This window comes from Hyphomonas sp. (genome assembly GCF_018402285.1).
Classification (GTDB): domain Bacteria; phylum Pseudomonadota; class Alphaproteobacteria; order Caulobacterales; family Hyphomonadaceae; genus Hyphomonas.
Genome location: NZ_JAGYJH010000003.1, coordinates 903,824 through 923,661, shown reverse-complemented (window position 1 = coordinate 923,661; position 19,838 = coordinate 903,824). Strand labels below are relative to the sequence as shown.

Below are 19,838 nucleotides of genomic sequence, written 5' to 3'. Positions count from 1 at the left end.
CTGGAAGGTTTCCTCTCAAATCTTTTGTGCCCCCCAACGTCCCTGTTGAGAAGGTATTGGCGCGAAGGTGCGCGCCCTCTGAATTCTTTGCAAGCGGTGAGTTGGAAGCTTTTACTTCGTTTCTTCCGCAATCTTCTCATGCAGCCACGCGGCATGCCGGGGCGCTTTCTTGGTCGCGCTCCATTCCTCGATCATCGGCTCGGCGACGCGATTTCAGCTGTGCCATCTGGTCGGGCGTGCCGATGTCGGCGGCCAGTTCCAGCCGGTGCCCGTTCGGATCAAAGAAATAGATCGATTTGAAGATGCCGTGATGCGTCGGCCCGAGCACGTCGATGCCGAGGCTCTCCAGATGCGCCTTGGCCGCATTCAGCTCCTCAAGGCTGCCCAGCCGCAGCGCAATATGCTGCACCCAGACCGGCGTGTTCGGATCGCGCCCCATTTCCGGCTGCTCGGGCAGCTCGAAGAAGGCCAGCACGTTGCCATTCCCGGCATCGAGGAAAATGTGCATGTACGGATCATACGCCCCGGTGGAAGGCACATGGTCTTCCGCGATGGCGAGCTGGAAATCCATGCCCAGCGTCTTGCGATAAAACTCCACCGTCTCCTTCGCATCCTTGCAGCGATAGGCGACATGGTGAACGCCTCTAAGCTTTGGTGTGGCCATCAGACCGTCTCCTCAGTCTTCAGAACACCGCGCTGGATCTGGTCCCGTTCCATTGATTCAAACAAGGCCTTGAAGTTCCCCTCGCCGAAGCCGTCCTTATAGTCGCCCTTGCGCTGGATGAACTCGAAGAATACCGGGCCGACCTGCGCCTGCGCAAAGATCTGCAGGAGGAGACGCGGGCTGCCGCCCTCGGTCGTCCCGTCCATGAGAAGCCCGCGCGATTGCAGCCCTTTCACATCCTCGCCATGCCCGGGCAGGCGCCCGTCGAGCATTTCGTAATAGGTGGCCGGCGGCGCCGTCATGAAGGGCACGCCCATCGTCTTGAGCCTGTCATGGCAGGCATAGAGATCATCGCAGATCAGCGCGATATGCTGGATGCCCTCGCCATTGAACTCGCGCAGGAACTCCTCGATCTGGCCCCCGCCGCCCTTGCCCTCTTCGTTGAGCGGTATGCGGATCTTCCCGTCCGGCGCCGTCAGCGCCTTGGAGGTCAGCCCGGTATATTCGCCCTTGATGTCGAAATAGCGGATTTCCTGGAAATTGAAGAGCTTCTCATAGAAGTCCGCCCAATATTTCATCCGCCCGCCATACACATTGTGCGTCAGGTGGTCGATCAGCTTGAAACCCGCGCCTTTCGGGTGCCTGTCCACGCCCGGCAGATATTCAAAGTCGATGTCATAGATCGAGAGCTCATTGGCTCCGGTGTCATAGCGGTCGATCAGATAGATGATCGAATTGCCGATGCCGCGAATGCCAGGAATGTGCAGCTCCATCGGCCCGGTCTCCACATGCACAGGCTCTGCGCCCTGCGCCAGCAGATGGTCATAGGCCTTGCGGGCGTCCGTCACGCGGAAGCCCATGCCGCAGGCCGACGGGCCATGCTCGCGCGCGAAATACCAGGCCGCCGATTTAGGCTCATAATTGGTGATCAGGTTGATCCCGCCCTGGCGCCACAGCTCGACATCCTTGGAGCGGTGCCGGGCAATCTTCGTAAAGCCCATTGTCTGGAAAACCGGCTCCAGAATGCCTTTTTCCGGGGCAGAAAACTCGATGAACTCGAATCCATCAAGGCCGGCGGGATTGTCGAACAGATCAGCCATGGCAAAAGGCTCCATATTGCACGTGGGACATATATAGTTTCATATGTAACTAATTCCATGCGCCCCTGCAAGAGAAGGTTCAAACCGGTTTGCCCATGTCCGATATGCCGCCCCTGCGCCTGTCCACTTTCCTGCCCTTCCGTCTCTCGGTCCTCTCCAACGCCATCTCGCAGAGGATCGCCGCGCTTTATGACCGGGAGTTTGGCCTCTCCATCTGGCAATGGCGCGTCATGGCGGTCACCGCCGACACGCCCGGCATCAGCGCCACAGAAATCGGCCAGCGCACCCAGATGGACAAGGTCGCCGTCAGCCGCGCCGTCGCCGGCCTGATCGAAGTCGGCTATCTCGAACGCCGCCCCTCCGAAGACGACGCCCGCCGCGCCAACCTTTACCTCACCCCCGCCGGCGCCGATGTCTACAAGCTCATCGTCCCCCTCGCCAAAGCCGAAGAAGCCCAGCTCGTCTCCGCCCTCTCCGAGACCGAACAGGCGGAGCTCACCCGCCTGATGATCAAACTCGCCAGGGCCGCCTGCCCCGACCGCGACCTCTGGTGACCGCTTCTGGCCGGAAGTGGCCGGGTTCGACCGGGAATGTCGGGAATGGACCTCGCCGGTCCGGAAATGACCGGAGGTGGCACTCTTTTGGTTCGGGATGGCCGTTGGAGTTCTTTCGGATCTTTCGGCAACAACCTCCAACGGCGCAGCCCTATCCAACAAAATTCCCGCTGCCGTGCTGGCGCAAGCGCGCCTAGCCTGCCCGGCGCCGGCGCTGGCGCAGGCCGCGCTCGACCGGCGCGTCTTCCTCCAGCGTGAACCGCTCCACCAGCCGCGCAATGAAGGCTGAGAGCTGGTCGCGGATTTCATACGGCGCTTCCATCGGCAGGAAGTGCGACGTGCCGCGAATGCCGCGCATCATCAGCGACGGGTTCTGCTGGATGATCTGGGCACGCACCTTGTCGGAAATCACCGAGTCGCGGCTCGGCCGCATGATGACGATCGGGATCTTCTTCTTGCGCACCTTCTTCAGCGCCGCCCAGGGCTTGTGGCGCTGCGCGCCGAAGGTTCTGGCTTCCCATTTGGGCGTGCAGGTCAGGGCCCAGCGCTGGGTCTCGGCGTCCTGCGGGCCGGTGTCCACCCGGTCGATCCCGTCCAGCAGATAATCTGCCAGGAACGGCTCCCGCCAGGTCTGGAACGCCCCGCGGCCATTATAGGAGGTCAGCGCTTCGGGAAAGGAGCCAAACTCGGCCCGGCGTTTCTTCGCACGCGACGCCATCCTGTTGCGCGCAAACAGCCAGTTGTAAGGGGGAAACACATGGTTCCAGAAATAGGTCTTCCGGGCAAGGATCACCGGATCGGCCAGCACGAGCCCCTTTACAAGGTCGGGCCGCTTGCCCGCCACCAGCAGCGCCACGCAGCCGCCCATCGAATGCCCGCCCAGCACAACGCCCTGCGGGGCTTCCTTCTCCAGGAACTCGATCACGTCATCGCGGTAGCGGTTCCAGCTGGAAAGCCCGCCCTTGGTCGGGATCGTCGTGCGCCCATGGCCGCGCATGTCCAGCGCGCCGATCCGCGCCCGCAGGCCCAATGGCGCCAGCAGCGATTGATAGGTCATGGCGTTGAACCCGGTCGCGTGCAGCCAGATGGCGGCAAACGGCTTGATCGGATCGCCGAACTCGATCCCGGTCATCTCGCCGCCCGATTTCATCTCTTCCCGGAAACGGCGCATCAGCAGGTGTCCCCGCCACAGGCTGTCGCTGCCTCAAAAGATGCCATCCCGTCAGCCTCCCGGTCGCCGTCTCTGCTGGTCAGACCGCATCGCCCGGCCCCTTCCCTGTCCACATTCCGCATATTGGCGGATCGCGCAATCAACTGGCCGGGTTTCATCACGAACCTACTCCACACGCATCTGGCCGGTTAACAGCCCGGTCTTTGGTAAACCCTACAAGAGCGTTCTGCGGAATAGAAGGGACGCGGCGCCGCAATGGGCGCCTGACAGGCAGCTTACGCCGAATTCATCTTCGCCCTATTGACCACGCTTGTAGTCATCCGTAATGACCACGCATGTAGTCTATGGGAAGGAGCGATGATGCAGATTTCAGCCGCCGAACTCGAAGTGATGGCCATTCTCTGGGCCGAGCCGGGCCTCGCCGCGTCCGATGTCCATGAGAAACTGGGCGACGGAAAGGACTGGAACGTCCGCACGGTAAAGACCTTCCTCGCCCGCCTCGTCGAGAAAGGCGCCCTCACCACCCGTGAGGACGGCCGCCGCTATCTCTATTTCCCGGCCATTGACGAGGCTGAATACAAGGGCACGGCCGCCGGCCAGTTCGTGGACCGGGTGTTCTCCGGCCGCGCCGCGCCGCTGGTTGCCCACCTGGCCGACACGCGGGGCCTCACCGCTGACGATATCGCCGAACTCGAAAAGCTTCTGGGGGAGCTGAAGAAATGATTGCCGAGCTTCCTGACACCTATCTGGCCCATGCCCTGGAAGCCGTCCTCGCCGCGACGCTTCTCATCCTTCTGGTTCTGGCGATCCGCAAGCCGGTTGCCCGCCATTTCGGCGCCGGCATCGCCTATGCCCTCTGGCTGCTGCCGGTCGCGCGCCTGCTGCTGCCGCCGCTGCCGCATCAGGTCTCACTCTTCAGCTGGCTGAAGATGCCCGCCGCCGAGCCCGAAGCGGCCGCCTGGACAGACGGTCACGCCGCCTCCCTGCCGGCAGAAACAGGCATCGCCGCGCCGCCCTCTGCGTTTGAGGCGCCCGCAATGGTTTCCCCGACCGCCCCGGAACTCCATGCCGCCAGCCCGCCAGACCTCCTGCTCATCGCCGGTCTCGCCGCGCTCGCCATCTGGCTCACCGGCGCCGCCTGGGTGCTCCTGCGCAGCCTGCGCACGCACATGCAGTTCATGGCGATCGTCGAGCGGGAAGGCGCGCCTGTCACCGGCGACCTTGCCAGCCTCTCGCTCGAGATTGCCCGCGAAGCCGGTCTCAAACGCATGCCGCGGGTTGTCACCAGCCTGATCTCCAGCGGCCCCTTTGTTACCGGCCTCTTGCGCCCGGCGGTCGTCCTGCCGGCCTGGTTTGAGCAGGACTACACCCGCGCCGAAGCCCGCGCCGCCCTTGCCCATGAACTCACCCATGTGAAGCGCGGCGACCTCTGGGCGCTTCAGGCCTCGGAGATCTTCGTTGCCCTGATGTGGTTTAATCCCCTCGCCTACATCGCCCGGCAGGCGTTCCGCACCGATCAGGAAGCGGCTTGCGACGCCGATGTCCTGCGCCGGGGCCATGCCAGCCCGCACGCCTATGGCGCCACGCTGGTCAAGGCCGTCCGCATGCAGATGCCGGCCCGCATCGCCCTGACGACCAGCCTGCCCCTGACCCATGCCCTGAAAGAAAGACTGAAACTGATGTCCTATCCTGCTCCTGACACCCGCCGCCGCTGGATCGGATTTGGCGCCGCGCTCCTTCTGGGAACAACCGCCCTTGTTGGCACCGCCTCTGTTGCCGCCGCTGGCGAGACCGCGAAGAAGGACCTGAAAATACAGAACGGCGCGTTGTGGCTGGACGGGGAAAAGATCGAGAACCGCCAGGTCGTGCTGCTCTCTGATCCGGTCAGGGGCCTCATTCCCAATCCGCCCCTGCCGCCTGACGTGCATCAGATGACGCTCGACATCGCTGCTGATGCCGCAGACCTCGCCGACAAGGACGTCCGGGTGAAGGTGCTCAGAATGGGCAAAGGCCAGGACCTTGAAGAGATCACCCGCCTCAGCACCGAGCTTGCCCTGATGGGCGCCGGCCTCGGCACCGAAGCGGCCTTTGAGAGCCTCAGCATGAACTTCGCCGGCATGTCGGACGCAGAGATCGAGGCCTGGGCCGAAAGCTTTGAAGCCCGCATGGAAGCCAAGGCTGCCGACATCGAAGCGCGGGCCGCAGCGATGGAAGCGGAAATCGAACGCCGCGCCGAGACCCTGGAAGCGCATTGGGAAGCCGCCGATGAAGCCCGCATCCTCGCGATCGAACGCCGCATCGAGGCCAATGCCGAGCGGATCGAAACCGAAGTCGAGCGCCTCTATGGCGACGCGTTCGAGGCAAAGATCGCCGGGCGCACCCGGGCCATCCCGGAGATGGTCGAGGAGTGCGCCGGGCTGACCCTCGCAGACGGGGAAACCCGTATCGTGGAACGCCAGGTCGCAGAGGGGGAAAGCGTCAAGCTCGCCTGTGTCGCCGGCGGCCCGGAAGTCCTGCGGGAGGCAAAGACTGTGACCTTCATCAATTCCAATCCCGGGCTGAGCGATGAGGAGAAAGCCAAATTCCTCGCTCAGTCTGCCCAGGGCAAGCGCACCTTCATCTTCTCCAACGGGACCAGGCGGACGCACAGTTTCACCCTTGAAGGGACACCTCCCCCCGAAACCCCCGCCGCCCCGGAAGCGCCAGAAGCGCCGGGCGCAGCGAAGGAACTGCAGGGCGCCGACGAATAGAGGAGCCAGAACCCGAAACACCCTCCTCTTGCGCAGCCCGGCGTCTCCCCCTCGCCGGGCTGCAACCTGTCTGAACCACTGCTTTGCCTCACCTTGCGGATAGGGCTAGTGTCCCGGTCATCAAAGTTCCCGGGAGGCCTTCTGAATGTTCATCCGCTCTGCCCTTGCGGCGATGGCCCTCGCCTCGCTCGGCGCCTGCGCCACCCAGCCTGAACCCTGCACGACCGAATGGGTGCAGTACCGGACCGACCGGATTCTCGGCCAGTTCGCCCTGGAGAACCGCGGCCTCGTCAACGATCTGCGCCGGCTGACCCGCGAGGACGGCAAGGTCGACCCCGTGCAGAGCATCCTGCTCGCCGCCAGGGCCGAAGACATCCAGCGCTTTGCCCGCAGCTTTGAAACGGGGGTCGTTCCGGAGCTCAACGCGGCGATCGGGCAATGCGGCCGGCATGAGAACTTCGTGCCTGCCTTCACCGAATTCCTCCGCAGGCAAGGCGTTCCGGACTCCTCGCTGCAATGGGTCGCCCCGATCCTGGCGCTGGTGCAGGTCATGCAGGCTGAAGACGGCCTTCAGTCCGGCCAGCGTCCCTGACCTGCGGAGCCTGACCGACATGCAGACCCTGATCGTTGTTCCCGCCCGCTACGGCTCGACCCGACTGCCGGGCAAGCCGCTCGCCAAGATCGCCGGCAAGACCATGGTCAGCCGGGTGGCAGGCCTTGCCCGCCGCGCGGCCGACACCCTTGGCAAAGGCGCCGAGTTTGTCGTCGCCACCGACGATACCCGTATCCTGGAATATTGCCGGGACCAGAAGATCAATGTGGTGATGACAGACCCGGCCCTGCCATCGGGATCAGACCGCGCGCTGGCCGCCGTCGACGGGCTCGGCATGAGCCCCGACTTTGTCGTCAACCTGCAGGGCGACGCGCCGTTTACCCCGGTCGGGCATGTGGTCGCCGTCGTCAGGGCACTGGAAACCTCCGGCGCGGACGCGGCCACGCCCTATATCCGGCTGAGCTGGGCCGCGCTCGACCAGCTGCGCGGCCACAAGGCGCAGACGCCCTTTTCCGGCACCACACTGGTCAAGGATCCCAAGGGCCGCGCCATCTGGTTTTCAAAGAACATCCTGCCGGCCATCCGCAAGGAACCGGAGCTGCGCAAGCTCAATGACCTCTCGCCGGTGTGCCAGCATGTCGGCCTCTACGGCTTTCGGCTGGATACTTTGCGGCGCTACTGTGCCATCCCGGAAAGCTATTATGAGCGGCTCGAGGGCCTTGAGCAGCTGCGCCTGATCGAGAACGGTTTCAGCGTGCAGGCGGTGGAAGTGACGCCCGGCCGGATCGCCATTCCCGGAATTGATACCGCCGAAGACATTGCCCTTGCCGAACGCCTCGTGCTGGAGCTTGGCGAACCGGACCTGGCCTGAGCGATGGCCCGGCTCTATGTCGTCCGCCATGGCAACACCTTCGACAAGGGCGACACCGTCACGCGCGTCGGCGCGCGCACCGATCTGACGCTTTCTGTCTCAGGGCAGGAACAGGCGCAAAAACTTGCGGCGCATTTTTCCGGGACCCCTTTTTCTGCCGCGCTCTGTTCGACCCTGACGCGTACGCGCCAGACCGCCCGGGAAATCCTTGGTGAGCGGACCGATAGCCCAGCCCTGCTGATTGCCCCCTTCCTGACCGAGATCGACTATGGCCCGGACGAAAACCAGCCGGAGGACATCGTCGCTGCCCGCCTTGGCCCTGCGCTGGAAGCCTGGGACCGGGACGGAACGCCGCCGCCGGGCTGGCTGGTTGATCCCGGTCTTATCCGGGCCGGCTGGCGCGCCCTGCTGGCACGCACGGCATCCCTGCCCGAAACGGCCAACGCGCTGGTCGTGACGTCCAACGGCATTGCGCGCTTCCTTCCCGATATGGTCGACAAGGTGCCCGAGGGCATCGACCGGAAGCTCAAGACCGGCGCCTGGGGCGAATTGCTGGTCACAGGCTCGGGCAGCCAGCTGCTCAGCTGGAACCAGCGGCCCTAGGGATCAGGCGACGTCGCGCCGGATATCAAAACGGATCGCCGCAGGGCCGCCGATGGGCAGAACGAAGGCAACGGTCGTGCCCTCGCCATAGATCGAGGAGAGCATCATGCGGCCGCCATGCATCTCGGCAAAGGACTTGGTCAGCGCAAGGCCAAGACCGGTGCCTTCATGGTTGCGGTCCTTGGTCTTGCTCACCTGCTCGAAGGGCTGCGCCAGGCGCGGCAGATCTTCGGGCGGAATGCCGATGCCGGTATCGGTGACACCGAAATAGATGTCGGTCCCGCGCTGCTCCACCTGTACGGTGATCGTGCCGGCGGCATCGGTGAACTTGATGGCGTTGGACAGGAGGTTCAGCATCATCTGCCGGATGGCGCGGTGATCTGCGTCAATGTCGGGCAGGTTCTGCTGGGCGTCCAGCACCAGATTGATCGCCTTCTCTTCCGCCTTGCGCCGGATCATCCGCATCGCCGCATCGACCGGATCAACCGGATCGATCGGCTGGGGACTGATTGTCATCTTGCCCGCTTCGATCTTCGCCATGTCGAGGATGTCGTTGATCATGTCGAGAAGGTGCTGGCCGGACATCAGGATGTCCTTGGCATATTCCTTGTACGACGGATCACCCAGCGGGCCGGCAAGCTCATTGGTCATGATCTCGGAAAAGCCGATGACGGCATTGAGCGGCGTGCGCAGTTCATGGCTCATATTGGCGAGGAAGGCGGACTTGGCGAGGGCGGCGCGTTCGGCCTTTTCCTTCTCATCCGAATACTTCCGGCTGAGCTCGCTGGAATGGCCTTCGGAGCGCTCCAGGTCGAGGGCGGCGCGGCGCAGCTTTTCCTTCTGCTTTCTGAGCTCTTCCTCGTTGCGGACATTTTCCGACACATCGATGCCGACCGTGATCAGCCCGCCATCGGGCGTGGCGCGTTCGACCATCTTCAGCCAGCGCCCATTGCGCAGGGCGATCAGGGTGGTGCGCGCGTCCTGCTCGGACTGGCGTTCCTGGGCGACGGCGCCGGCCCGGGCGATGACGACGGTGTCATGGCTCATCCCGGGGCGGAGCGTATCCTGAAGGCCGAAATCGATGGCGAAGGCGCGGTTCCAGTAGAGCAGCCGTTTGCGGGTGTCCCAGAGGGCGAAGGGTCCGTTGAACCCCTCGATGGCGTTGCGCAGGCGCCGCTCGGCGGTCTTGACGCGGTCTTCGGCCTGCTTGCGTTCGGTCGCGTCCATCATAATGCCGCCAAAGACCGTGGTGCCGGTGACCGGGTCGCTCGACAGGCTTCCGCGCATCTCGATCCAGCGCAGCGGGCTCGTCTGGGCGATGAAGGTGAGGTGCACCCAGCCGATGCTGCGGGCCTTGGTGAAGCCTTCCTTCACATAGCCCCGGCTCTCCACCGGGCAGCGCTGGAGGAGTTCGTCCAGCGATACGCGGCCAGGATCGATCATGCCGACAAGTTCAGCCGCGCCCTCGCTGAGGAACAGGGCATTGGCATCCTGATACCATTCCCAATAGCCCGCGCGGGCGCCCCGCATGACGAGGCCGAGGATGCGGTCGGACTCTTCATTGCGCGTTTCCTGGATGGCGATTTCGCGCTGGCGCTGGGAAAGGCGGCGGGAAAGGCCGAGCAGGGTGAAGGTCGGCGCCGCAACCAGCAACGCGAAGATCGCAAAACTCAGAAGGTCGGCCCGGGTGATCAGGGGCTGGGCCACGCTCACGCAGACAGATACCGCGCTCTCACCGACGGGCGCGCAGGCGGACGCGGCGCGCACGCCGCCCGTTGTGGTCACGCGGGGCGTTTGGATGTCTGCAGCCGCTGCGGCGGCGCCAAGGGCGTGATCGCCAAAGCCGAAGACACTGCCCTCTCCGCTCACTGTGATCCGCGCGCCCAGGCCAGGTTCTGCCATCACCTTCCGGGACTGGGTGAGAGCGATTACGGGATTGCGGGCGTCCAGCGCCGTCAGGAAAACAAGGTCGCCCTGGCTGGAGAGGCCGATCAGGGATCCCTCCTCCATCATCTCAGCGGCCGCAGTGGCGGCCGCGGCGAGGCGGGAGCCATCGGGAGACTGCGAAGCGTCGCTCATCGTGATGATGGCGTCGATACCGGGGGTGAGGCTCGCTGTTTCGGCGCGGGGCACGCTGCCGCCCTCGGCGATGGAGATGGCGGTGATGGCGACATTCGAGGCCGCCTCGATGCGGCTTGCCAGATGGCGGGCTTCGCTCTCGATCTGGCCCAGGCGGGTATCTTCGGCCCGCTGGCGCTCGTCCCAGGCCTTGAGGCCAAGGGCGAGGGCCAGAAGCCCGAGGATCAGCGGCACCAGAACGCGCAGGCGGCGTGCCTCAGCCTTCGCCGCCGCATCGTCTGCGGCAGCCGCTGGTTTGAGATGAGATCGGGCCTGCGAACCTGCCAATGTGACGCCTGACGCCTGCAACTTCCGGGAATGGGGCAGCCTACCTTTTCCCTGCGAAACATTGACCGGTCGTTAACAAAGTTAGCTGTGGAATTAACCTTTGGCGTCCCCGTCAAGCGCCCGATGGGCAATATCCATCGCATTGGGCGACAATCCGGCGGCGATCAGACGCTTCAGGCAGGCCTCTGCCTGCGCCCCGGCCCTGGGTTCCAGAAGGCGCCACTGCTCGAACGCCGTCAGCAGGCGGGCGCCCAGAGCCGGGTTTGCCTTGTCGGCGGCAAGGATGGTGTCCTCCACCGCCCGGTAGCCCGAGCCATCGGGCGCATGGAAGGCGGCAAGGTTCTGCATGGCGAAGGCCGCAACGACCGAGCGGACCCGGTTGGGGTTGCGCAGGTCAAAGTCGGGATGCTTGATCAGGCGGGTGACGTCTTCGGCTGTACCAAGAGCGGCCTGGACCGAGAACCATTTGTCCATGACCAGCGGGTTCTCCCGCCATTGCGCCTCGAAATCGGCGAGCGCCTCTTCCCGGCCGGGGCCGGTGGACAGCGTCAGCGCGCGCAGGGCCGACAGCTGCTCGGTCATGTTGGGGGCATTCCGGTAGAGATCGTGCAGCATGCTGGCCGCGTCGCCCCGTCCGCCCAGCAAAAGGATGAAGGCTGACCGCAGCGCCCGGATGGAGGCTTGCTCTGCCCCCGGATTATAGGGCGCAGGCGAAGCTGCCGACAGCGTAGCCGTGATTTCTGCCGAGAGCTCGGCCGCGATGCCTGCCTGAAGCTTGCGCCGGGCGGCGGCAAGGGCAACCGGGTCAGCGGGCTCACGCTCCAGGAACAGCTCGCCCACATCCGGCAGGCGGGTGAGCAGCGCGGCAAAGGCAGGGTCGCCCATTGCCCCGCGCACCGCTTCGCCGATAGCGCCGGTCAGCGCCGGGTCCGGCGCGGTCTGGGAGCCGTCTGCCAGGATCAGGATTTCTTCCTTGATCAGCGTCTGCAGCCCGTCCCAGGTGTTGAAGGGATCTGTCTCGGCACGGACGAGCGCAAGGCGCTCATCCCGGCTGAGGGCGCGCTTGAGGCGCACGGGCGCTGAGAAATCGCGGTTGAGGGAGACAAGCGGACGCGCGCTGCCGGCAGGCAGGCGGAAGGTCATTTCCGCGGTTTCGCTGTCGAGCATGTAGAGGAAAGGCTCGGCGGCGCGGTCGGTCGCAGCGACATGCCCGCCCTTCCCGTCCAGCAGCGCCGCCAGCAGTGGCACCGGCACGGGCTTCTTCACCGGCTGACCATTGGTCGGGCGGGTCGACTGGGAGAGCTTCACGCTCAGCGTTGAACTTGCCGCGTCCCAGCTTTCCTCAACCGTGATCTCGGGCGTGCCTGCCTGCGCGTACCAGCGGCGGAACTGGGAGAAGTCTTCCCCCGTCGCCGCCTCGAAACAGGCATAGAAATCTTCAATCGTGACCGCCTGCCCGTCATGGCGCTCGAAATAGAGGTCCATGCCCTTCCGGAAGGCCTGCGCGCCGATCTGACGGCGGAGCATGCCGATCAGCTCAGAGCCTTTCTCGTAGACCGTCGCGGTGTAGAGATTATCGATGGCGGCGTAATTGTCCGGGCGGACCGAATGAGCGAGCGGGCCGGCATCTTCGGCAAACTGGCGGGCGCGCAGCTTGATCACGTCCTTGATGCGCTGCACCGGGCGCGAGCGCATGTCGGCCGAGAAGTTCTGATCCCGGAAGACCGTGAGGCCTTCCTTCAGGCAGAGCTGGAACCAGTCCCGGCAGGTGATGCGGTTTCCGGTCCAGTTGTGGAAGTATTCGTGGGCCACGATGGATTCAATCGCCTCGAAATCAGCATCGGTCGCCGTGGACTCGTCGGCGAGCACATAGGCGGAGTTGAAGATGTTGAGGCCCTTGTTCTCCATGGCGCCGAAATTGAAGTCACGCACGGCCACGATGTTGAACACGCCAAGATCGTATTCCCGTCCATAGGCTTCCTCGTCCCAGCGCATGGAGCGTTTGAGGCTGTCCATGGCCCAGGCCGCGCGGGGCGCTTCGCCCTTGTCGACATAGATGCCAAGATCGACAGGCTTGCCGCTGGCGGTGGTGAATGCGTCGCGCAGGACATCATAGTCGCCCGCGCAGAGGGCAAAAAGATAGGCGGGTTTCTTGTGGGGGTCGTCCCATTCAGCAAAATGCCGGCCCCCGTCCAGGTCACCGGTTTCCCCCGGCGTGCCATTGGAGAGGAGATAGGGATATTTCTCTTTCTCAGCCTCGATCCGCACTCGGAAGCTGCTCATCACATCGGGGCGGTCGGGATAGAAGGTGATGCGGCGGAAGCCGATGGCCTCGCACTGGCTGCAGAAGCGGCCGCCCGACATGTAGAGCCCGGAAAGGGCGGTGTTCTTCTCCGGCGAAATCTCGACAACGGTTTCCAGCGGTGAACGGGCCTGCCGGCGGGGCAGTCAGGGTCAGTCCCTGCTCGTCCAGTTGGTAAGCCTGGGCAGAGAGCGCTGCCAGCTCGCCGCCGCCGGTTGCGAGCCGGATGGATTTGAGCGTCAGAGCCTCCCCGTCGAGGCGCATCGGCCCGCTGCCCGCCGGGGTCACTTTCAGGATGGCGCGCACCTGCGTGGCGCCGGGGTCCAGCCGGAATTCCAGGCGGACATCATCAATCGAGAAAGGATAGGGCGTGTAGTCAGAAAGCCTGACGGCGACGGGTGTTTCAGTGCGCATCAATTCGGGTCTCCGGGAGGGGTGACGAGAGGATGAGATACCGGACGAGGCCTGCCGCGTCGAGGCCTGTTGCCCATGCGGAAAGCCTCTGGCAAAGGAAAGACATGACGCCTCAGAGACAGTTTTTGTTGATCCGCAGACTGGCGGCGTTTGCCTCGCTCTGCGTGGCGATTGCCGTTGCCTATCTGTCAGTGATGCCGGTGACGCAGTCCTCGGCGCCTGCAATTATGGGACAAGTTCAACCATTTCGCGGCCTATGCCGGCCTTGCCGCGCCGCTGACCCTGGCGCTGCATCCAAGGCGCTGGCTGATGGCAGCCCTGGTGGCGACGGTCTATGGGGCCGGTCTGGAGATCGCGCAGCTGCTGGGCGATGCTGGCCGGGAAGCCTCCTTTCTGGATGCCTTCGCCAACCTGCTGGGGGCCCTGCTCGGAGCTGCCCTCATCCGCTTAAGCGCCGGCGTGCGCGGCTGATCAGCAGTTCCAGAAACCGCTCTCACGCCAGCAATACCGGATTTCCGGCGGCTTCGACGAGACGTAGGCAGGTTTGGAGATCGCCCGCTGATAGTCGGCGCGGTTGGCGGCTTGCTTGGCCGCGTAGCGTTCGGCTTCAGCCTGGCGGGCTGCCTCTTCCTGATTGTAGATGCCCTGCGCCCAGGGCCAGACGAGCCGGCATTCCGCGCTGTTGCTGCCAAACCTTCCGCAAATTTCACTGGCGTCCTCGATCAGGGGCAGCCGGCCATTGTCGCGCCAGTAATAGTTTAGCATGCCGCCCCCGACATTCCGGGCGGCGCGGAAGAAAGTATGGCTGCCCTTGACATTAGTGCCGGCGGCCATGGTTTTCTGCGCGTTTTCGATGGCGGTCTGCAGATAGGCGCGCTCCTTTTCAGCGGCGCGCTCGTCGGCCTCTGACCAATACTTGAGAGCGGCCAGAAACTTGGCCTTCTTCTGCCCGACGACAACGCTGACCACGGCCAGAGGATTGGTGCCGGTATCTTTGGAGGCATAGAGGTTCGTCAGATCAAGGAACTTGGAGGTCAGGCTCACGGGCTCGCACACAGGCACATGGGTCCAGTTGGTCAGTCCGCCGCCCGCCCCCTTAGCCGGATCGTTGAACAGGCGCACCGCCAGTTCCATGGGATAGGTGTGATAGACCGGCTCACCGATGACCGTTTCGAGGATGTCCTTGTCGGGCCGGCCGAACCAGATGTCGCCAATGCGCTGCAGGCGCGGCGCCATCCGGGCGACATTTTCGGGCATCATCTGGAAGCGCGGGCTCGAGACCACATCATTGGTCGCCGCTCCGGCCACAGAATAAGAAAGCTCTCCCTTCTCGGAATAAACAAAGAGCCAGCCTCTGGTCTCGGCCTTGATCGTGGAGTCTTCTCCGCTGATGCGCGCCATGCCGACAAAAGGATTGCCTGTGGTCTGTGCCAATGGGCGGCCGCGATCATCAAGCGGCATGTAGATGCTACGATCCGGAAGGCCGGTGCTTTCCGGCAGCATGCCGACCTTGACCATCGCCGTCCAATAGCTTTTGGGACCGCCCCACTCCGGTTTCCCTCGGCTCTCGCCGCAAATATACTGCTCGGTCATGCCATTGTTGACACGCAGGAACGTCAGCGGATCGTCGATCCGGTCGATGGTGCCGGTGCGGGAATCGACGAAGATCGAGGCTTCGGTGCCGCCCGCGGTGCGGACCGGGAAACCGATCAGGCCGCTGTTGAAACCGAAATAGGCCGGGTCGCGCCATTCGGGCACGGTTGTGTCGCGTTTGATCGGCACAAGGACATTATCGATGGTGGTGGCGATGGTGCCATCCGGCGACATCAGATGGTACGATGCTGTGCCGCCGCTGGCGGACGTCTCGAACTGGATTGTCAGGGGCGTGGCCCGCGAGCCGCCATAGAGGAAGTTGAAGGCCGCCCAGGGAAACGGGATATCGGAAAGAACGGGTTGCTTGCCGATGGTGGCGATGCGGAATTTGCTATCCACCGTCTTCACCAGCGCCAACTTATCCGAGAACGGATAGATGGCGAGGAAGTGCGGCGGCATCAGTTCGGTCTTGCCGTCTGCCGTGTAGAGGCCGCGCAAGGTGTAGCGGGCGAGGCGCGCTTTCTCCTTGTTGTAGTCTTCCTTACCGCCGTACTGGATGGTGTCCTTGTCGAACACCGACCAGGGGACGCCCTGAGCCTTGAAGATTGCCGCGACCTTGCTTTTGGACTGGCCCCGGAACTCCTTGATGCGCAGCTCGATCGCGCCGTCGCCGGAGCGGACCCATTTGGCCTGCTTGGTCAGGCATTCCTTGTCCGAGAATTTTCCCGTGCAGTTCATTTCGCTGAACGTCGACCAGCCGGTGCGCCAGGCATGGGCGGGCTGCGAAAAGGCAAAAGCGACGGCCAAAACAGCCAGGAAAGCGCGGATCATGGCGAACTCCCATCCCAATCGGCGCCAGCATACGGCCTGAAGCCGGGCGGTATACCCCCCGCTTCAGGGGGACAGGATGTTTATTCAGCCGCGGCGGCGGTGTCTTCTTCCAGACGGTAAACGGCGCGAAGGATCTTGGCGCAGCGCTGGACGACCGGGCGCAGCTCGGCGGGCACATCGTCAGGATGAGCCGAGGCAAATTCCGACACCTTGCGGGCGAGCCGGAAGAGGTCGGGCGTGTGCGCAATCATGCGGGCCTGATGCTCGATCCGGGCCGGATCGCGGTCATAATCAGTTGCCGGAACGCGCCAGCCGCTGTTGGGGCCGTCATCGGTGGCGACCGCAGGATAGGTGCCGGGCGTCACGCCCAGCACCACCTGCCCGTCGCCGGACCGCCATTTCATCAAGCGCCGGACAACCCGCCACTGCTCGATCAGCATGTCGTCGTCATCGTCCTCCTGGCAGCGGTCCATGCGGTGCATGGTTTCTTCCGAAGCGAGTTCGTGCGCGTGAAACAGGCGGCCAAGACCGCAATCATAGGTGATCCGCAAAGGTTCATCGACGCCCTTGACCCAATGGGGCACAACGCGCTCGATCGGCACCCAGGTGCCGACAGGCTTCACATAAACCCGCTGCGACTTGTGAAACAGCGCCTTGGCCATGACGGACGACCCCATTCGATCAACGCTGCAGGATGCCAGAGGATTATGTCTCTCCGGTAATCGCAATCGATCAAATTTCCCCGAAGTCACGGGCAATTTGTTTCCCTTGGGTCACGCCTTTCCGTGCGCGTAAAGCGCGCTATGGTCCTGCATCAGCGATAAACAAGACACGCCCCGAAGGGCGACTGGGAGCCTGACGCGCCATGAATTTCGATTTTTCCGAAGACCAAAAATTCCTCGCCAACGAGGCCCGCAAATTCCTCTCGCAGGCCTGCACGACGGGGGAAGTCCGCAAGGTCCTCAACGATGACAAGATCGCCTATCACAAGGAATTGTGGGGCAAGGTCGTCGAGATGGGGTGGCTTGGCGCCGCGATCCCGGAAGAGCATGGCGGCCTTGGCCTCGGCATGCTGGAGATGTGCGTTCTGGCAGAAGAGATGGGCCGCGCGATTGCCCCGGTCCCCTTCTCCTCCACCGCCTACTACCTCACCGAAGCGGTGAAGCTTGCCGGCAGCGACGGCCAGAAAGCCGCCATCCTGCCGAAGATCGCCGCCGGTGAAGTGATCGGCGCCTATGCCGCCAGCGAAGGCCCGGGCCATCCGGACGCGTCCAACCTCACCACGGTCTTTGACGGCAAGACGCTCTCGGGCACCAAGATCCCGGTCGCCGATGGTGACATCGCAACCCACGCGGTTGTTCTGGCCAGGGAAGGGTCTGGCGCCTCGCTGGTGCTGGTCGACCTTTCCGGCGCCGGTGTCACGCGCAAGGTTGTGCAGACCCTCGATCCCACACGCAGCCATGCCGAGATCACCTTCTCCGGCACGCCGGCCGAACGGCTCGGCGGCAAGGGCGAAGGCGAAACTGCTCAACGACGATCTGCTCAACCGCGTCGCGGTCCTGCTTGCCTTCGAACAGCTGGGCGGCGCATCGGTCTGCCTCGACATGGCCAACGACTATGCCAAGAACCGCTACGCCTTCGGCCGCCCGATCGGTGGCAACCAGGCGATCAAGCACAAGCTCGCCGACATGTATGTGAAGAACGAGGTTGCCCGCTCCAACTGCTATTACGGCGCCTGGGCGCTCTCAACCGGTGCGGCCGAGTTGCCCGAAGCGGCGGCGGCGGCACGCGTCGCCGCGTCAGAAGCCTACTGGTTTGCATCAAAGGAAAATATTCAGACCCATGGCGGCATGGGCTTCACCTGGGAAGTCGACTGCCACCTCTTCTACCGCCGCGCCAAGCTGCTGAACGTGCAGGCCGGCTCGCCGAAAGTCTGGAAGGAAAAACTGGTGCGCGCCCTTGAGTCCAAGAATGCGGCCTGAGGTATTTGCCTCCTGCGGAATTGCCGGGCGGCAGGGTATGCCCCGCCGCCCGGAAGCCGGATTATTCCGACGCCTCGGCGGCGATGCCCGGGTTTACGGCCGGAACAGCCGCCGTCCAGGTCAGCGTGTCGGCGGGCGTATTGCCCGGCCCGGTATAGACGTTCAGCGTCGCGGTTTCGTAGCTGATGTCGAAGTTCTCGACCAGGTCAGTGCCCTCGCCCGTATAGGTCGAGTAGTTGTTGAGCGTGGCGTTGGTCAGGCTCCAGACCTGGCGGTCAACCGAGCCGTCCTTGGTCATGGTGATCTGAACCGTCGGAACCTTCGTTCCGTCGATGACGTGCTTGAGCACCTTGACGGAGGAAGAGTCGAAGCTGCGCGTGACATAGAGCGAGCCGGTGTAGAGTTCCGAGCGCTTGGGCTCGACCGGCATGTAGGTTTCCGGGTCATAGACAGGCTGCTGCGAAACGCTGAAGGTCAGGCTGGAAGCTGGAATTTTGGCGCCGCTGACGTCAATCTCGATGCCGGCATGGGCAAGGCCTGCGATCAACAGGGAAGCGGCCGTTGCTCCGATAAGGCGGCGAGATTTCGTAATGACATGCGACATGATGAAGTGTCCCTTTTTATAGCCCCGTCGGCGGAATCGCCCCGGCGCCTGTGTGCCATAGAACACCGCGATTCAGGATGGAATAAGGCAGGACCCCGGCCGCATCCGAACACGGAAAAAAATTTCCAGAGGGACGTCCCTTCCCCAAAGCCCCTAACCAACCAGATCAACTGATAAGAACCACTGACGACCACGAACGGAGTACCCCATGGACTTCAATGATACCCCCGAAGAAGCCGCCTTCCGCAAGGAGGCCAACGCCTTCCTCTCCAAGCACCTGGAACTGAAAGCGGGCGCCAGGCCCCGTCAGGCCAACGAGTCTGCCCTTGCCCGCGCGAAAGCCTGGCAAAAGACCAAGGCCGAAAACAAGTTCGCCCAGATCACCTGGCCCAAAGAATGGGGCGGACGTGGCGGCACGTCGATGGAAGCCGTCATCTGGGGCCAGGAAGAAGCCAAGTATGACGCGCCGACCGGCCCGTTCGCCATCGGCCTTGGCATGTGCATCCCGACCGTGATTGCGTTCGGCTCTGACGAGCACAAGAAGAAGTATGTCCAGAAAGCCCTCTTTGGCGAGGAAATCTGGTGCCAGCTCTTTTCCGAGCCCTCGGCCGGTTCGGACGTGGCTGGCCTCAAGACCCGCGCCGTGAAAGACGGTGACGCCTGGGTCATCAACGGCCAGAAAGTCTGGACCTCGGGCGCACACTATTCCGACTACGGAATCCTGCTCGTGCGCACAGACCCCAAAGTGCCAAAGCACAAGGGCCTCACCATGTTCATCGTGAACATGAAACAGGCCGGGGTTGAAGTCCGCCCGATCCACCAGGCGTCCGGTGGCCGCGAGTTCAACGAGGTTTACTTCACCGATGTGCGCATCCCGGACTCCGACCGTCTCGGCGAGGTTGGCGCAGGCTGGAAAGTGGCTCTCGTCACCCTGATGAACGAGCGCCTTGCCGTTGGCGGCTCGCCCGGTCCCGACTGGGGCGAGATCATGGCCTATGCCAAGACCGCCGGCTCGATGGACGATCAGGCCTTCCGCGAGAAGCTTGCCGACTGGTATGTCGCGGCCCAGGGCTACAAGCTGACGAAGTTCCGCACCCAGACGGCGCTGTCGCGCGGCCAGACACCCGGCCCGGAAAACTCGATCGGCAAGATCATCACCGCCAACCATCTGCAGGACATCTGCAACTCGGCGATCGAGATGCAGGACCATTACGGCATCATGACCGATGCCGACCGGATGCCGGGCGATGCCATCTTCCAGCAGAGCTTCATGTGGGCGCCGGGCCTGCGCATTGCGGGCGGCACCGACGAGATCCTGAAGAACATCATCGCCGAGCGCGTTCTGGGCCTGCCCCAGGATGTGCGCGTCGACAAGGATCTTGCTTTTGACGAGATGAAGTCGGGCTGATCGGGCGACCGATTGCCCTGAAAAGAAGCGCC

The 19,838-nt window shown here is 63.7% G+C and carries 14 protein-coding genes and 3 pseudogenes; 9 read left to right on the top strand and 8 right to left on the bottom strand.

Features of this window, described 5'->3' with window-relative positions:
* Window positions 1-111 precede the first annotated feature (111 nt).
* Both KG722_RS07070 and hppD read right to left on the bottom strand, forming a co-directional pair.
* A pseudogene (locus KG722_RS07070) lies at window positions 112-664 on the bottom strand (VOC family protein).
* Window positions 664-1,764 (bottom strand): 4-hydroxyphenylpyruvate dioxygenase, encoded by a 1,101-nt coding sequence (gene hppD, locus KG722_RS07065; protein ID WP_213271050.1) that lies wholly within the window; start codon window positions 1,762-1,764, stop codon window positions 664-666. The pseudogene KG722_RS07070 and the gene hppD overlap by 1 nt, the downstream one beginning before the upstream one ends.
* 95 nt (window positions 1,765-1,859) lie before the next feature.
* Between hppD and KG722_RS07060 the strand changes: the two genes are divergently transcribed.
* Window positions 1,860-2,318 (top strand): MarR family winged helix-turn-helix transcriptional regulator, encoded by a 459-nt coding sequence (locus KG722_RS07060; RefSeq protein ID WP_213271049.1) that lies wholly within the window; start codon window positions 1,860-1,862, stop codon window positions 2,316-2,318.
* Window positions 2,319-2,511: 193 nt separating this feature from the next.
* Here KG722_RS07060 and KG722_RS07055 read toward each other — a convergent pair whose 3' ends face one another.
* Window positions 2,512-3,489 carry an alpha/beta hydrolase gene (locus KG722_RS07055; RefSeq protein ID WP_300998287.1) on the bottom strand — a complete coding sequence of 326 codons (978 nt, stop codon included), beginning with the start codon at window positions 3,487-3,489 and terminating at the stop codon, window positions 2,512-2,514.
* A 357-nt stretch (window positions 3,490-3,846) separates the two neighbouring features.
* Here KG722_RS07055 and KG722_RS07050 point away from each other — a divergent pair, with 357 nt between their 5' ends.
* From KG722_RS07050 to KG722_RS07030, 5 genes are all read left to right on the top strand, one after another.
* On the top strand, window positions 3,847-4,212 hold the full coding sequence (locus tag KG722_RS07050) for a BlaI/MecI/CopY family transcriptional regulator (protein WP_213271048.1): 366 nt from the start codon (window positions 3,847-3,849) through the stop codon (window positions 4,210-4,212).
* On the top strand, window positions 4,209-6,239 hold the full coding sequence (locus tag KG722_RS07045; RefSeq protein ID WP_213271047.1) for a M56 family metallopeptidase: 2,031 nt from the start codon (window positions 4,209-4,211) through the stop codon (window positions 6,237-6,239). The genes KG722_RS07050 and KG722_RS07045 overlap by 4 nt, the downstream gene beginning before the upstream one ends.
* Before the next feature lie 145 nt (window positions 6,240-6,384).
* Window positions 6,385-6,831: a hypothetical protein gene (locus KG722_RS07040; protein WP_213271046.1), complete on the top strand. Its 447-nt coding sequence runs from the start codon at window positions 6,385-6,387 to the stop codon at window positions 6,829-6,831.
* A gap of 19 nt (window positions 6,832-6,850) precedes the next feature.
* Window positions 6,851-7,663 (top strand): 3-deoxy-manno-octulosonate cytidylyltransferase, encoded by an 813-nt coding sequence (locus tag KG722_RS07035; RefSeq protein WP_213271044.1) that lies wholly within the window; start codon window positions 6,851-6,853, stop codon window positions 7,661-7,663.
* A gap of 3 nt (window positions 7,664-7,666) precedes the next feature.
* A complete protein-coding gene (locus KG722_RS07030) occupies window positions 7,667-8,266 on the top strand; it encodes a histidine phosphatase family protein (protein ID WP_213271042.1) in 600 nt (199 codons plus the stop codon).
* Between the two features lie 3 nt (window positions 8,267-8,269).
* Here KG722_RS07030 and KG722_RS07025 read toward each other — a convergent pair whose 3' ends face one another.
* On the bottom strand, window positions 8,270-10,672 hold the full coding sequence (locus KG722_RS07025; protein WP_213271040.1) for an ATP-binding protein: 2,403 nt from the start codon (window positions 10,670-10,672) through the stop codon (window positions 8,270-8,272).
* 93 nt (window positions 10,673-10,765) lie between these two features.
* Window positions 10,766-13,388: pseudogene (pepN, locus tag KG722_RS07020) on the bottom strand (aminopeptidase N).
* 219 nt (window positions 13,389-13,607) lie between these two features.
* On the opposite strand from pepN, the gene KG722_RS07015 reads away from it, so the two are divergent.
* On the top strand, window positions 13,608-13,859 hold the full coding sequence (locus KG722_RS07015; protein WP_213271585.1) for a VanZ family protein: 252 nt from the start codon (window positions 13,608-13,610) through the stop codon (window positions 13,857-13,859).
* On the opposite strand, the gene KG722_RS07010 is transcribed toward KG722_RS07015, so the two are convergent.
* The gene (locus KG722_RS07010) at window positions 13,860-15,812 is read right to left on the bottom strand and encodes a hypothetical protein (protein WP_213271038.1); all 1,953 of its coding nucleotides are present in this window, start codon (window positions 15,810-15,812) and stop codon (window positions 13,860-13,862) included.
* A gap of 80 nt (window positions 15,813-15,892) precedes the next feature.
* Complete coding sequence (locus KG722_RS07005) at window positions 15,893-16,489, bottom strand: hypothetical protein (RefSeq protein WP_300998286.1); 597 nt, start codon at window positions 16,487-16,489, stop codon at window positions 15,893-15,895.
* A gap of 188 nt (window positions 16,490-16,677) precedes the next feature.
* Between KG722_RS07005 and KG722_RS15420 the strand changes: the two are divergent.
* A pseudogene (locus KG722_RS15420) lies at window positions 16,678-17,794 on the top strand (acyl-CoA dehydrogenase family protein).
* A gap of 61 nt (window positions 17,795-17,855) precedes the next feature.
* On the opposite strand, the gene KG722_RS06995 reads toward KG722_RS15420, so the two are convergent.
* A complete protein-coding gene (locus KG722_RS06995) occupies window positions 17,856-18,398 on the bottom strand; it encodes a type VI secretion system tube protein Hcp (protein ID WP_213271034.1) in 543 nt (180 codons plus the stop codon).
* A 208-nt stretch (window positions 18,399-18,606) separates the two neighbouring features.
* Here KG722_RS06995 and KG722_RS06990 point away from each other — a divergent pair, with 208 nt between their 5' ends.
* Window positions 18,607-19,806: an acyl-CoA dehydrogenase family protein gene (locus tag KG722_RS06990; protein WP_213271032.1), complete on the top strand. Its 1,200-nt coding sequence runs from the start codon at window positions 18,607-18,609 to the stop codon at window positions 19,804-19,806.
* Window positions 19,807-19,838: the final 32 nt, after the last annotated feature.